Below are 12,753 nucleotides of genomic sequence, written 5' to 3'. Positions count from 1 at the left end.
TAAGAATATACTTCCCTGATCACATAAAAGAAAACGTTGGAATATTTAGTAATTGTGATGACTAGAAAGCTGAATGAAACGCTGAAGACCTATAAATAAGCATCAAGACTTATAAATTTTTTTGAGGACTTATAAAAAAATTTAAAGACTTATAAAATTTTTTCAAGACTTATAAAAGAAAACTACAGTACAAAAAAGCCAGGGACCGCGAATCCCTGACTTCATTCTTACTATTTTGTTTCAGTTTCTACTACAATGTTAACTGTTTCTTCAGTTGTATCTTCTTCAGTAGCTGGAACTTCAACCACTTCCGGTGCATTTTCTTCAACCACATCTTCAACTGCTAAAATGGCTGCGTTGATTGCTGCATGAAGCTTTGCATTCTCAGAAGCGTGCTCAGCTGCTAATGAACGAATCTTGTTCAAAAGTGCAGCAACTTCTTCCTTAGTTGTTGTTTCTTCAGTTGCCGGAGCTTCCTCTGTTACTTCTTCCTCAGTCGCAGTTTCTTCAGTTGCCGGAGCTTCCTCTGTTACTTCTTCCTCAGTCGCAGTTTCTTCAGTTGCCGGAGCTCCCTCTGTTACTTCTTCTTCAGTAGTAGTCTCTTCAGTTGCCGGAGCTTCTTCCGTTACTTCTTCTTCAGTAGTAGTCTCTTCAGTTGCTGGTGCTTCTTCCGTTACTTCTTCTTCAGTCGTAGTCTCTTCAGTTGCTGGTGCTTCTTCGGTTACTTCTTCAGTCGTTGTTTCAGCATGAACAGCAGCGTTTGGTGCAGCATGCAATTTTGCGTTTTCACTTGAACGCTCAAATGCATTAGAATTAATTTTGTTTTGAAGAGATTTGTTTTCTTTTACTTCTTGTTCAACAACTTCTTCTGTTGTAGTCTCTTCAGTTGCCGGAGCTTCCTCAGTTACTTCTTCCTCAGTCGTAGTTTCTTCAGTTGCCGATGCTTCTTCTGTTACTTCTTCTTCTGTTGTTGTTTCTTCAGCTGCTGGTGCTTCTTCTGTTGTTTCAGCATGTACAGCCGCGTTTGGTACAGCATGCAATTTTGCGTTTTCACTTGAACGCTCAAATGCATTAGAATTGACTTTGTTTTGAAGAGATTTGTTTTCTTTTACTTCTTCAACATCTTCAGAATCGTCTTCGTCAGAATCGTCATCTTCTTTAACTGCATCCTCGTCAGCAATTACATCTGGTTGATCTTCTTTTTTAACTGGATTATCTTCATTTTCCTCTTGAACCGCTTTATCTTCTGAGTCTTCGTCTTCATCATCTTCTTTGATAACTTTTTCGTCAGAGTCAACATCAGAATCTTCGTTGCGAGTAGCATCCTCTTCTTCAGTCACTGTATCTTCTGTTTTACCATCTTCAGTATCTGTCTCAGGAATGTCAATTTCAATTACTTCTTCCTCAACAGGTACTACAACTTCTTCTGCTGGTTCTTCAGTTACAGGTTCTGTTACAACTGGTTCTTCTGTCTTTGTTGGTACAGCATGAACCGCTGAGTTTGGAGCAGCATGTTTCTTTGCAGTTTCACTTGCATGTGCAGCTGCTTGAGAATGACTCTTGTCTTTCACAGGCTTTTCAGCTTTAGCTGGTTTAGCCGTTTTTTCCGTTTTAACTGGCTTTTCAGCTTTAGCTGGCTTTTGAACCTTTACTGTAACCTTAGCTGGTTTTGCAAGGTTTTCTTCCTTAGCTTGTACATTTCCTTGAGATGCATTTGCGTTTTGAGCAGCAATCGCTTTCTCAGATTTATGACCAGCCGCTTCAGCAGCACCTGTTCCTACAACAGCTGCAAGAGTTAATGTTCCAGCAAATACTAAAGATTTTACAAATGTACGGTTGACTTTTTTCATTATAATTCGCTCCTTAAATTTTCAGATAGTTGTTTTACATCACACAATCTTTTTGAAAAATTAAAGAGCTTTTTTCTGGTGGTTTCGATGGCGGTGCGTTCACCCATTGACTTCTTAAGAGGTCCATTCTGTTAAAATACACAGAAACCTTTTCATTGTCAGCAAAGATCAAAGGCAGAACTAAATTAGCTTTTACATTAGCTAAAGAAGTTGCACCTGTCCCGCCATCCGTGTTTGTGGATGATTGGGAAGATCCTTGTCCTGATGTCGCTGGAATTGCCTTAGAATCTTGTGGTTTTGGATTTGGTTTAAAAGGCAGCTTCTGAGGAAGTTTAGACACAGCGTTTTTCTGCTGTATCACTTTCTTATTCTTAGAAACGCCCTTCTCCCTTTGTTCCGTAACTGTTTCTTTAAGCATTTCAGCATGGGTTAAAGGTAATTTTCTATGTAAAACGTTTGTTGTTTCAGCCTGTTTTATTTGAGGCTGTTTTATTGGAACATTCTTTTCAATATGTCTTTGAGGAACTGGTTTTTTTACACTGCGTACGTTCTTAGTATCCGGAACCGTTTTCTGCTTTGAAACAGCACTAGGTTTCACTTTTCTCACTTCAGAACTTACCTCAGAACCTTTAGAGTCAGGTCTAGTCGCATCAGCTTTCTTTCTAACAACTTCCGAAGACTGTGTTTTCGCCATTCTCTCTTGTTGTTTTGTTGCTGGTTCTGACGATTGTTCTTTTGCTTTTCCTTGTTGGCCGGCTTGCTGACTATTTTGTTCAGCAGCTGGGTTTTGTTTCGCTGCAGGTTCCTTCTCAGCAAAAACTTCAGCAGGTATAAAAAGGACGGCACCCGCGATCAAACTCTGCATAATGAGGTTTGGTATTCGCATAAATTCACCTCCCTTCTTTCAACTATATAATACATACAGTACATGAAGTATTTGTCGGTCTTTGTCCAAAATAGTCAATCCTTCCTAATCAAGCCAATATTTCAATTAAAAGCAAGAGGGATTTTGTCTTAAAAATGTTTTTGCACATCATCAGAAAGCAAACATTCTGGAGCTAACAATTTTTTACATGCAGTATATGAAACTTTCGTGTTAAGATATCGTATATTTCTCTTAGAGAGGTAAGGAGGTTTTTATATGAGAAGTGCGAATCCTGCATTGAAAGGTTCAACTTTTGATAAATTTAGAGGAACGTCTTACAGTAAAAGAATGACACTGTCAGGAACCGTTTATAAGACGTTTATTTTACTTGTTGTATTGATGGCAACTGCGATATTTACATGGTATCAGTACCATTTAGGAAACCCGGTCGGCCATTATATTGTTATCGGTATGATTGGAGGACTCGTAACAGCTTTAATCGTTGCTTTCGTTCCTAAAACCGCCCCTTTGCTTGCCCCGGTATATGCTGCGTTGGAAGGTCTTGCTGTCGGAGGAATCTCAGCTAACTTCGAGTCGCAATTTAATGGAATCACATTGCAAGCTGTAGCATTAACATTCGGGACTCTGTTTGCCTTGCTGCTTGCTTATATGTTCAGAATCATTAAAGTAACCCATAACTTTCGATTGATTGTATTCTCTGCAACAATGGGAATTATGCTTGTTTACTTAACTAGTTTTATATTAGGCTTTTTCGGAATGAGCGTTCCTTATCTTCACAGTACAGGGCCGATCGGTATAGGAATCAGCTTATTCATCGTCGTGATCGCCGCACTGAATCTTGTGCTTGATTTTGACTTTATTGAATACGGAGCAGATCGAGGTGCACCTAAGTATATGGAGTGGTACGGAGCATTCGGGCTTATGGTCACATTGATCTGGCTGTATTTTGAGATTTTGCATCTGCTTGCTAAATTAAGAAACCGTTAAAAAAAAACTTGGCTGACGCCTGGTCATTTTCGCGTCAGCCTTAGTTGTCCTTATGCTGTTATCCTAAACTTGTTGCCACGCCGAAAATCACTGTGCTAACAAGTTATAGAATAAAAAAGAGAAGCCGATCACGGCTTCTCTTTTTTTTACGTTACTATCATTATCCATCTATAGATCGTCCAGCACCCCACGCCTATATTTACAGCGTAAAGTGCGATCCCCATTCCTTTCTTAGGAGGGGTAATCAGCTGCAAAGCATATAAGATACCCCATAGTATGAGGATAAGTACCGCCCATACTAAACTATTATAATTACCCTGCTTGAGAGCTCCATAACTAAAGATCCACGTATAAGGGAAAAGCAAAATACCTGTAGCAAAGTACATTCCATGAATCCCATGTCTTTGATATATATTTGAAAATGGAGCCGATTTGCTGGCTAAGTTGTACAATAATGTGATTCCAACACCAAATCCGAGAAAGAATACAACTTGAAAGATCTCATAAAAGAAATTAGGCAGAATTTGAAATGCGTCCATCCACAACAATCTGCTAAAAAATAATGCGGTTAAGCCCACCAATACTCCTGGTATCGAGTAAATCATTCTTATTCCTTTCCAAACGGTGAAACCTAACAAGAATAAACCATAACAAAAAAACAAAAAACCCAGCAGTTTGCTGGAAAAGAGAATCAAAAAGCTATATAAACAGAGAAGAACGGCAAACGCAATATGAAAGATATAATCATATTTTGTATGCTCAAGCCTTACGAATGTAGTATTTATTGGAAACATGCTGCACCTGCCAAGACGAGTCGTGTTTATACATTTATCGTCAAAAAAGAGTCTTTTGTTAACTATTCCTTTGGCACTTTAACAACACCCCGTATGTGCCATAGGTGTATGAGCTCTAATCGTTTCCGATATTGTTTCGCTTGAATCCTGCCTTTTTTGTATCTCTTTTTTAACAACTGCATGTAATCTTCAATCTTCATATGATAATCATCCATTCTATTTACCCACCCTCACCAATTATCTCATTGTCATATTCCCGAAATGAGTCGGAATGTAACATGAAAAATTAAAAAATCAGTGGTTGTAGTGAGTAATCTTCCGAGAATAGATATTACTCCCCGAGCTTTTTAATATCGTTTAACAAATCAGTGTATACTGCAATGTCATCTAACAAACCACTTTCCTTCAGGAAATCCGGGCTAAATTCTCCATTCTTTACTGCAGTAAGATATTGATCAATGCCATCTTGCAATGTTTGATTATGATCCAACACCTGATTATGAATATCTTCAAAAACGGACGGCGGTGTCAATTCGTTAAAATCTTTTATATCTGCATTTATATCTTGAAGTGCTTTTTCAAGTTCAACACGAGCATTTTGATCAGAGATTGCCTTTTCAGCTAAGCCAGGAATGTCTTTTGAAAATTGTTGTACATCATTGATATATTCAGTTGCTGCTGGTACATAATTCACACCGTTCGTCACGTCTTCTACCACCGAACAACCTGTTAAAACACTAAACGATAATAAAACAGCAATTAATATACTTTTCATAGGATCTCCTCTTTTCTTTGTGATATTAAGAATCTTATCTTACCTTATCTTAAATACGAATTGGCCGAAAGAAAGATTCAAAATAGGACAACCTAGAGATGTAACTATAAAAGAAAGGCTGGGAAAAACGTGACTGAAAAAGATAAAGAATATGAAGGTAAAAGAGATCTTTATTTAGACATCGACAGGATGATAAACGAAGGAATGGCAGGAGGTACTGTTGCCGACGAAGAAGATTTAAGACAGATCAGCTATGATTCAGGAATCACCGATCAGGAAGATCCACCAATAAAAGCAGACAAAAATAAGTAGAGCCGCTCCTTTGGAACGGCTCTTTCTTATGACTTCAGCTTCCTTAATTCACTTAGAACCTCTTCGTATCGATGATCAAGCTTAACTTTTTCACTCTCATTCGTACAAATGGAAAGCTGGCTGATTAGCTCAGTCATCTCGAGCTTCAGTTTAAGGATCTCTTCTTCTTGAGCAGTTTCATCCTTCTCCTGCTTTACGCCCGATGATTTGAATTCGTTATAATTCCCCTCGAACCATATTGCTTTTGGAGGCTGCAACTCCAAGATATGTGTTGCCGTCTTTTCGATTAACCTTCTGTCATGAGTAGCGAGAATAAAAGTTCCTGGGTAAGCCATCAAGACATCTTCCAGCGCTTCTCTCGTGAAAAGATCTAGATAGTTCGTTGGCTCATCCAGCAATAACAAATTATAATCACTCAGAAAAATCTTTGCTAATGCTGTTTTCATTTTTTCTCCGCCACTTAACACTTCAACTTTTTTAAATACATCCTCACGTTTAAACAGCATTCTTGCCAGTATGGTCCTTACCCATGTCTCATCGTATAAACTGTTCTCCATCACGTTCTCAAGAATCGTTTTGGCAGGGTTTAATAGCTCTAGATGCTGATGAAAATAACCAACTTTAAGTTGTTTAGATTTTATAATCTTTTCATTCCCTCTATAGATCTCTTGAAGCAGCGTTGATTTTCCAGTCCCATTCTTTCCGGTTAAAACAATCTTCATTCCTGGTTTAATCGAAAAAGAAAGTTTCCGAAACAACTGACGCTGATCAAACCCGACTGAGAGTTCCTTTACGGAGAGTGCTTGTTTCCCATGAATAACAGAAAAGCGCTGTATATTAAATTCAACTTTTTGCAAATCCACTGGTTTTTCTTTTTTATCAAGCATCTCTATTCTTTTTTCGATTACCTTTGACTTTTTTTCAAGTGATCGTTTTGCACCCTGAAGCTTACCCTTTCCTAACTTCGCTTCACTGTATGACATGCGTGCTGGTTTACCTTTCATGCTTTTTGCTTTTGATGCTTTTTCTTTGGCCGTATTCTCCAGCCTTGTTTTTTCTTTCCTATACTGTTCATATTCAAACTGTTTGCGCTCATCTTTTTGTTTCTTTTGGATGAGATATTCTGAGTAATTGCCGGTATAAGCTGTGAACGTTTGCTGATCTAATTCGATGATCTTTGTGCACACCATATCGAGAAACACTCTATCATGAGAAACGAACAATACAGCTCCCTTAAAGTGAGTAAGAACTTTTGTAAGCTGATCCATTCCCTCAATATCTAAGTGGGAAGTAGGTTCATCAAGGATTAAAATATCAGGATTTTGTTCGAGTGCAGCAGCGATCTGAGTACGTGTTTTTTCACCGCCACTCATCGTTTCGTACGTTTTACCTTTCAGGTCCCAAACTCCTTCACTTTTGGCGTTTATCTCTTTCTCCACGTCATCAAACTGGCTTACGACGGAAAATGACCCGTAATGACGAACAGTTCCTGCATCTGCATCCTCTGTTCCTGTAAGCAGCTTCAAGAATGTGGATTTTCCTGCTCCGTTCATTCCGACCAAGCCGATACGATCTTCAGAAAAAAGTTGCAATGGCTCTGTTTGTCTCAAGATTAAATTTCCTTTATATGACTTTTCTAGTCTGTTTGCTTCTAATAAAAGCATAAAAAAACCTCCCGTTATTACTAGAGAGGTCTGCCCGTAGCCGAAATGATATCACTAAAAAACGTGATTACACGTTTTTTCGCAACAAAAAACAGGCTGTTGTTAAGTCCTAAAAATGGGCAGAGAAATCCTATCTAGCATTCTACTTTTTTATTCAAGTAAATGGCTAAAATAAGATTAATTGCGCATTGGACGTATACACCTGTTCCTTCCGTTATTTTTCTAAATTGTAATCGATATCCTGTAAATTAGTCAAGCGTCCTTGCATCATTCCTGCACCCAGTTCAGATTTACCTTTCGCTGGTTTGCTCCAGGCCGCGAGTCTTTTAATAATCTAATAAATAATAGCCCTTTCCGATAAAAAGCCTGCACAGGTTCCTGCAGAACTTTTACAGGAAGTGTGACCTCACGCTGAAATTCTCCAAGCTGAAATTCCTCGGCATTTAGCCGGTAAGAATCCATCGTTAATGACAATTTCCCTTGTACAGTCAGTTTGAACGGATCGACCATAACCTCAACATCTTCGGTTCGATTCAATCCAGGAAGAGCGAATACACAGCATATTTCCTGAGGTGTTTCATAAATGTTGCAAAGAGGGCTTTCATTTCTTATATCGGCTTTCGTTCCTTGGTTAGGCGTAAAGAACTGATCTCCGAAATATTCTTCAGCCATCCTCTTCCAGTCCATCATTTGCTTCCAAGTGTCCAATTCAATCACCTCTTATGAAGGCGGCCCTAAAGGAACAGAAGGAGCATCTGGATCCGGAATCTGAGGGGCAGGACCTGTAAAACCGCCAGTGTTAAATAGTTGCGAAATCGGCTGAATAACCCCTGCACTCCCTACTTGCAGTACAGATGAGTTTTGTATACCATCGACTCTAATTTGCTGAATGACGATCGTCTGACTAACAAAGAGATTCATTCTTCCTCCTCCTCACTTTCCGGATAAGGATTGGTCAAAAAGTTACGAATATGTTTAACACGAGATTGAAGCTTTATATCATTGACTGAACCGATATGAAGAAGCGCGGAACTAGATACCCCTAGAATATCTACTTTCCCCACCCTAATGAAATGGTTCGCATTATACGATTCTTTGATCTTATACGGGGGACATACGGGCACTAAAACAGGCTGTGAGAAAATTTTGTATTTACTGTAAGGAACATTAAAAGTACCGAACTTTGTACTTTCCCTTTGTATGGCAAGAGCTGCAGAATAACAATTGATTCTATCTGAATCTCCTGTCTGAAAAACAGAAGAAGATGAAAGAGAATTAAGGATTACACAGTCAACCACTGATGTTCTGTACATAAGTCACCTCTATAAGGGAACAAGTGATGTTCCTAAAACAAGTGATTCAGGCGGTGTGTCAAAAGCCGATCCAAGGCTGATGCAATCTACGTCTCCGATTAATACTACTGAAGATAAGCCCACACCAATAATGCTGATTTCCCCAACATACAACTCATGGTTGGTTACGCAAAATTTCATTCTTGTCACCTCCATTAGACTTTGAATCTCTTAAATGGACGATAAATGTTTCGATTCCGCGATAGATGTCTTCTTTTGTTTTTTGAATAATATCTCTTCTGCCTTTTTCATCTTTCGGTTCATATTTCGTAAGGTAGTGTTTAATGCGGCCAGGAACCTGACGCTGCACATCCTCCAATATAAAAATTCGATAGTTCTCATCTAATGGAACATTGATTTTATTTTCAAGAGATTTTAAATAAACTGGAGCTTCTTTTGCGAAAAAATCATCCATCACTTGTATCATCTCACGGTAGTTTGGGTTTTCGATCGAACTTCGCTGCATTTCTCCTGGCATTTGAACTGTATTCTGGCCTAAATTGAATTGTTCGATCAAGTCTTTGCTTTCCGCAGAATGCCCAAGACCAATATGAAGAGTCCCTTCGAGCTTCTCGACTTTTAACTGATCAAACTTGTATTCTACCGTTTGAGGTTTTGAAGAGATTTCTTTCACTTGTTTTTGCAGTCTTTTTATTTGAAGCTCCATCTCTCTGATCTTGTCATTCTGATCTTGTATCATCTGCTGAAGCTTACTTAAATAATAGTTATTTTCTTCGTTCATACGATCAGCTCCTTAGTAAGATGTATGCCCTCTTCCTAAGGAATTTGCTAGTCGTTTAAAAATTTGCTGTTGGACTGTTGTCATTTACATCAGGATCATGCGTATACGTCACATTGTAGCCATTATGCAGACGAAGATTATCACCCGTGTTAAAAGAACCCGCTCCAGCATACGTTTTTGCATAACTAACAGGGCAGATTGTCTGGACATCGCCTACATGAAAGATACTGCCGCTCGATATGGAGTTTACTGATATAGATCCGACTATAGCTGGCATATACGTTCATCCCCACTTTCAAGTACTCCCCACATAGTATGCATTCGCCCATCTTTCTGTGCCTGCACTTAAACATTCACCTTTAGGCTTCTACCTACATAACTTATCTGTAAAGGACGACGTCACACTCGTAAATAAAAATAAGGGGGGTGCTGAAGTGCCCTGTTTAATTGTTGCTCCTATTAACATTAATGCAGCAGAAGGGGTTGTAAATTTCGGTGATACATTAGTAATCAATCCAAAAACGTCAGGCAAAGGATACAACGGTTCCGGCGGAGGAAATACAGGGAACTTTATACAAACAATAAATGTGGTCAGTGCTACAAATACGCTGGACCCTGATGTTTTTGATTCGAACAATGCCGGCAATGCGTAGGGGGAATACGGATGTTTGACAAAGGACCATTGATGCCTTTTTTTAATAACCGTTCTATGGATGACTGGCTAAAATCTTTTGAGCAGTTCGTAAATAAAGGAATGTCCCAATTCGAGCAATATGCGGAACAAATGTCTTTTGAGGTTGATACAGAAGAAACAACAGAAGATTATCGGGTGTATGCAAATTTAAAAGAATATAACCCCGAAGATATTCAGATTGAAGTTCTCAACCAAGGACTTCAAATCAAAGCTCAAAGAGAAGAGATCCGAACGATGAAAAATAAACGAACGGGACATTTTCAAGAAAGAAAGGCCATGAAACGCACTGAGCGGTTCGTTCAGCTGCCTTTTATGTTTCGAAATGAAGATGTAAAGGCTCAATATACAAATGGAATTCTTACGATAGCCGTCAACAAAAATGGCGGGGAAGTGGTGAATCCAACTGTTCCGATTGAGGTCACGAACGAAAACAGTGGTAAAGGTGGCAAAGGCAAGGGGCAGCGCGAGTAGCAATGGTTTCTGCAGCTGCTCACCCTAGCGTTGCTGCTGGTAGTAGCAATGCAGGAAACGGAAATACTAGTGAGGCCAATAACATGAATACGACTACTGGCAAATCTATGACACCGAACAATACTAACGCTACTAACAACGGCAACGGGACTGAATAAAAAAGAGTAGCTCCCGTCTCAAGAAAACTGTCCTCATTTGGAGAAGAAATGTAGTCACAACAAACCATTCAGCAGGTAAGATAGCACTATAATCGGATATGGAATTGACATTAAAAAGACCAGAGTTTTTTCTGGTCTTTTTCTTATATTCTTATTTAATTCAATTAAAGCACCCCGCTTACAGAAAATTGATACAGCATCATTTTTTACGGTACGTGTTCTTTTATTTATTACACTTTCGCTCAATCGAATTAGGTTTTCGCTCAGTCAGGGCTCCGTTTCGCTCAATCGAATGTGGTTTTCGCTCAGTCGGAGCTCCGTTTCGCTCACAACAGAGCTGTTTTCGCTCAGGTAGCGTAGATTTATTAAGCTTTCACCTTACTTTGACGACTACATATTGAGTAACAATCTAATCTCGTGGATTAAAATACGATATTTTAAATAATTGCTGTAAGATTCATTTCTAAATACGGATCAAAATACTGTTTTTTACTTAAAAGAAGCAATTTAATTTTTTTCTATAACGTGTGGTAATCTGGGTGATAATTTAAAACTGGATTTTTTATTAAATTCTCTAGAAAGCGAAAAAAAAACGCAACGAATTTCCGTTGCGATTTATAATCTTAATTCTATGCGATGGCTCGTGTCTTCTTGTTCCTTCCTCAAAGAGAACCCATTAGTCGAAAGAGGAGCTCATCTTTTTTTATTTTCCTAATGTTGGCGCCAACCAAACCTCACCTGTTCCTTCAAAAACATGAAGATATCCTTCTCCACTAGTAGCTGAGCCAATGATAGATGAGGAGGCTCGTTTTACAGAAAAATCGATATCCCCTTTTCTTAAAAGCGCAAAATTGCCATCCACTTGGAGTTTTTCGTTATGAAGCTGTACTTTCATAACTTGCTGCAATGGTACTGGACTTTGAAGGACACAAAAGCCGGATCCTTTTAGCTTTGTTTGAAACAGCCCTTCGTCCCCTTTTATAGAGGAAATAAGTTTTTGCCTTGCCACCCCTAATTGGACAGAAGGCTCCGCTGCGTAAAACATTCCCCTATCTGCGACAACTTCTTCATCATTTAGATTCAGTAATAGATAATGACCGTAAGAAGGTTCAAGGTAGATTTCACCTGTTCCTTCATATAAAGGTTTAAAGAGGGATTCTTCTGTTAACATGTTGGATGCCATCTTCTTCATAAATCCGCCTACTCCGCCTGCATTGCTTTTCAACCCAAGGTCACCTTTCATGAACTGCAGTGCCCCCGCTTCAGCCTGCACAGCTCCCTGTCGTAACGTAATGCGGACTTGCTTTAACGTTATTCCGGTTTCTTTTGCATAATACGAAGAACTTGAACCCGCACTAGTAACGGGTAATTGTTTATATTCGAGGACTTCAAATGTTGCGCGACGCCCTTCTTCTTTTTCTATTACAGTAAAAAGAGATTCATTCACAATTATCACCCTCCTCTTATTAGCATACCAAAGTGTGACTTTGCGTAAACAAAGCATGGTATAATTCACATAACCTGGCTAACGCCAAAAGTTATAAAAGAGAGGTGTGATTTTGAATGCAAAATAAAATCATTCTAGTAACGACTGATTCATTTGGTACTGGTAACGACTCTGCTCTTGGTGAAAACGTAATGGAAACGTATTTTACCGTATTAAAACAACAATCCGATCTGCCGGCTGCTATCTTTTTTATGAATCGTGGCGTTTACTGTCTCACAGAACAATCTCTTTGTTCGCTGCATCTTAAGGAAATGGAAGATAAAGGTGTGAAAGTGTTCGGCTGTAAAACTTGCGTTGACCATTATAATGTGGAAAAGGAACTTGCTGCAGGAGAAATTTCCGGAATGGCGCATTTTGTAGAGCTTTCCGCGAAGTACGAAGTCATCACGATCGCGTAGTACATACCCTTTTGAAAGTAGTTGATTTCCGTTTCAGGTGCTCGCTTTCCGCAGGGCAGGCGGTGAGCCACATTTGGACGTTTCACTCTTAAGTGTCTCACCTGCCCGCCTGTCCTGCAGGAGTCTCGCACCTTACACTACAATCAACAATAATAGGAGATAA

At 39.1% G+C, this 12,753-nt stretch carries 18 protein-coding genes; 5 read left to right on the top strand and 13 right to left on the bottom strand.

The genetic code is table 11. The features are described from left to right. Nucleotides 1–230: 230 nt before the first annotated feature. Together AWM68_RS14695 and AWM68_RS14690 are read right to left on the bottom strand one after the other, a co-directional pair. Nucleotides 231–1,850 (bottom strand): hypothetical protein, encoded by a 1,620-nt coding sequence (locus AWM68_RS14695; protein WP_066243287.1) that lies wholly within the window; start codon nt 1,848–1,850, stop codon nt 231–233. Between the two features lie 34 nt (nt 1,851–1,884). Beyond that, nucleotides 1,885–2,736, bottom strand: a complete 852-nt coding sequence (locus tag AWM68_RS14690) for a hypothetical protein (RefSeq protein WP_066243284.1) — start codon at nt 2,734–2,736, stop codon at nt 1,885–1,887. A 255-nt stretch (nt 2,737–2,991) separates the two neighbouring features. On the opposite strand from AWM68_RS14690, the gene AWM68_RS14685 reads away from it, so the two are divergent. Beyond that, nucleotides 2,992–3,723 carry a Bax inhibitor-1/YccA family protein gene (locus AWM68_RS14685; RefSeq protein ID WP_066243281.1) on the top strand — a complete coding sequence of 244 codons (732 nt, stop codon included), beginning with the start codon at nt 2,992–2,994 and terminating at the stop codon, nt 3,721–3,723. A 146-nt stretch (nt 3,724–3,869) separates the two neighbouring features. Here AWM68_RS14685 and AWM68_RS14680 read toward each other — a convergent pair whose 3' ends face one another. The 3 genes from AWM68_RS14680 to AWM68_RS14675 form a co-directional block, all read right to left on the bottom strand. Continuing rightward, on the bottom strand, nt 3,870–4,328 hold the full coding sequence (locus tag AWM68_RS14680) for a hypothetical protein (protein ID WP_197468183.1): 459 nt from the start codon (nt 4,326–4,328) through the stop codon (nt 3,870–3,872). A gap of 251 nt (nt 4,329–4,579) precedes the next feature. Continuing rightward, nucleotides 4,580–4,732, bottom strand: a complete 153-nt coding sequence (locus AWM68_RS21505; protein ID WP_156488420.1) for a hypothetical protein — start codon at nt 4,730–4,732, stop codon at nt 4,580–4,582. Nucleotides 4,733–4,848: 116 nt separating this feature from the next. After that, the gene (locus tag AWM68_RS14675) at nt 4,849–5,292 is read right to left on the bottom strand and encodes a DUF6376 family protein (protein WP_066243275.1); all 444 of its coding nucleotides are present in this window, start codon (nt 5,290–5,292) and stop codon (nt 4,849–4,851) included. Between the two features lie 129 nt (nt 5,293–5,421). On the opposite strand from AWM68_RS14675, the gene AWM68_RS14670 reads away from it, so the two are divergent. Next, nucleotides 5,422–5,604: a hypothetical protein gene (locus AWM68_RS14670; RefSeq protein ID WP_066243271.1), complete on the top strand. Its 183-nt coding sequence runs from the start codon at nt 5,422–5,424 to the stop codon at nt 5,602–5,604. Nucleotides 5,605–5,630: 26 nt separating this feature from the next. Here AWM68_RS14670 and abc-f read toward each other — a convergent pair whose 3' ends face one another. The 7 genes from abc-f to AWM68_RS14635 all read right to left on the bottom strand — a co-directional run bounded on the left by abc-f (nt 5,631) and on the right by AWM68_RS14635 (nt 9,639). Beyond that, a complete protein-coding gene (gene abc-f / locus AWM68_RS14665) occupies nt 5,631–7,268 on the bottom strand; it encodes a ribosomal protection-like ABC-F family protein (protein WP_066243268.1) in 1,638 nt (545 codons plus the stop codon). Nucleotides 7,269–7,535: 267 nt separating this feature from the next. Continuing rightward, on the bottom strand, nt 7,536–7,976 hold the full coding sequence (locus AWM68_RS14660) for an Hsp20/alpha crystallin family protein (RefSeq protein WP_066243265.1): 441 nt from the start codon (nt 7,974–7,976) through the stop codon (nt 7,536–7,538). Between the two features lie 12 nt (nt 7,977–7,988). Beyond that, nucleotides 7,989–8,189, bottom strand: a complete 201-nt coding sequence (locus tag AWM68_RS14655) for a spore germination protein GerPB (RefSeq protein ID WP_066243262.1) — start codon at nt 8,187–8,189, stop codon at nt 7,989–7,991. Then, the gene (locus tag AWM68_RS14650) at nt 8,186–8,581 is read right to left on the bottom strand and encodes a spore germination protein GerPE (RefSeq protein WP_066243259.1); all 396 of its coding nucleotides are present in this window, start codon (nt 8,579–8,581) and stop codon (nt 8,186–8,188) included. The genes AWM68_RS14655 and AWM68_RS14650 overlap by 4 nt, the downstream gene beginning before the upstream one ends. 9 nt (nt 8,582–8,590) lie before the next feature. Continuing rightward, nucleotides 8,591–8,761: a spore gernimation protein GerPD gene (locus AWM68_RS14645; RefSeq protein WP_066243256.1), complete on the bottom strand. Its 171-nt coding sequence runs from the start codon at nt 8,759–8,761 to the stop codon at nt 8,591–8,593. Continuing rightward, nucleotides 8,736–9,362: a spore germination protein GerPC gene (gene gerPC / locus AWM68_RS14640; protein WP_066243255.1), complete on the bottom strand. Its 627-nt coding sequence runs from the start codon at nt 9,360–9,362 to the stop codon at nt 8,736–8,738. Before gerPC ends, AWM68_RS14645 begins: the two co-directional genes overlap by 26 nt. Before the next feature lie 55 nt (nt 9,363–9,417). Next, nucleotides 9,418–9,639 (bottom strand): spore germination protein, encoded by a 222-nt coding sequence (locus AWM68_RS14635; protein ID WP_066243253.1) that lies wholly within the window; start codon nt 9,637–9,639, stop codon nt 9,418–9,420. A 157-nt stretch (nt 9,640–9,796) separates the two neighbouring features. On the opposite strand from AWM68_RS14635, the gene AWM68_RS14630 reads away from it, so the two are divergent. Continuing rightward, on the top strand, nt 9,797–10,015 hold the full coding sequence (locus AWM68_RS14630; RefSeq protein ID WP_066243251.1) for a spore germination protein: 219 nt from the start codon (nt 9,797–9,799) through the stop codon (nt 10,013–10,015). Nucleotides 10,016–10,026: 11 nt separating this feature from the next. After that, the gene (locus AWM68_RS14625) at nt 10,027–10,527 is read left to right on the top strand and encodes an Hsp20/alpha crystallin family protein (protein ID WP_066243248.1); all 501 of its coding nucleotides are present in this window, start codon (nt 10,027–10,029) and stop codon (nt 10,525–10,527) included. Nucleotides 10,528–11,388: 861 nt separating this feature from the next. Here AWM68_RS14625 and AWM68_RS14620 read toward each other — a convergent pair. Then, on the bottom strand, nt 11,389–12,132 hold the full coding sequence (locus AWM68_RS14620) for an AIM24 family protein (RefSeq protein ID WP_197468182.1): 744 nt from the start codon (nt 12,130–12,132) through the stop codon (nt 11,389–11,391). Between the two features lie 116 nt (nt 12,133–12,248). On the opposite strand from AWM68_RS14620, the gene AWM68_RS14615 reads away from it, so the two are divergent. Beyond that, nucleotides 12,249–12,590, top strand: a complete 342-nt coding sequence (locus AWM68_RS14615; protein WP_066243245.1) for a DsrE family protein — start codon at nt 12,249–12,251, stop codon at nt 12,588–12,590. Nucleotides 12,591–12,753 lie beyond the last annotated feature (163 nt).

Source organism: Fictibacillus phosphorivorans (assembly GCF_001619875.1).
Classification (GTDB): Bacteria; Bacillota; Bacilli; order Bacillales; family Fictibacillaceae; genus Fictibacillus; species Fictibacillus phosphorivorans_B.
Note: the sequence above shows the minus strand (reverse complement) of the source record. Positions and strands in the feature narration are given on the sequence as shown.

Coding starts and splice junctions, on each gene's coding strand:
- AWM68_RS14695 (WP_066243287.1), bottom strand. CDS start 1,850: ATGAAAAAAGTCAACCGTACATTTGTAAAATCTTTAGTATTTGCTGGA.
- AWM68_RS14690 (WP_066243284.1), bottom strand. CDS start 2,736: ATGCGAATACCAAACCTCATTATGCAGAGTTTGATCGCGGGTGCCGTC.
- AWM68_RS14685 (WP_066243281.1), top strand. CDS start 2,992: ATGAGAAGTGCGAATCCTGCATTGAAAGGTTCAACTTTTGATAAATTT.
- AWM68_RS14680 (WP_197468183.1), bottom strand. CDS start 4,328: ATGATTTACTCGATACCAGGAGTATTGGTGGGCTTAACCGCATTATTT.
- AWM68_RS21505 (WP_156488420.1), bottom strand. CDS start 4,732: ATGGATGATTATCATATGAAGATTGAAGATTACATGCAGTTGTTAAAA.
- AWM68_RS14675 (WP_066243275.1), bottom strand. CDS start 5,292: ATGAAAAGTATATTAATTGCTGTTTTATTATCGTTTAGTGTTTTAACA.
- abc-f (WP_066243268.1), bottom strand. CDS start 7,268: ATGCTTTTATTAGAAGCAAACAGACTAGAAAAGTCATATAAAGGAAAT.
- AWM68_RS14655 (WP_066243262.1), bottom strand. CDS start 8,189: ATGAATCTCTTTGTTAGTCAGACGATCGTCATTCAGCAAATTAGAGTC.
- AWM68_RS14650 (WP_066243259.1), bottom strand. CDS start 8,581: ATGTACAGAACATCAGTGGTTGACTGTGTAATCCTTAATTCTCTTTCA.
- AWM68_RS14645 (WP_066243256.1), bottom strand. CDS start 8,761: ATGAAATTTTGCGTAACCAACCATGAGTTGTATGTTGGGGAAATCAGC.
- gerPC (WP_066243255.1), bottom strand. CDS start 9,362: ATGAACGAAGAAAATAACTATTATTTAAGTAAGCTTCAGCAGATGATA.
- AWM68_RS14635 (WP_066243253.1), bottom strand. CDS start 9,639: ATGCCAGCTATAGTCGGATCTATATCAGTAAACTCCATATCGAGCGGC.
- AWM68_RS14625 (WP_066243248.1), top strand. CDS start 10,027: ATGTTTGACAAAGGACCATTGATGCCTTTTTTTAATAACCGTTCTATG.
- AWM68_RS14615 (WP_066243245.1), top strand. CDS start 12,249: ATGCAAAATAAAATCATTCTAGTAACGACTGATTCATTTGGTACTGGT.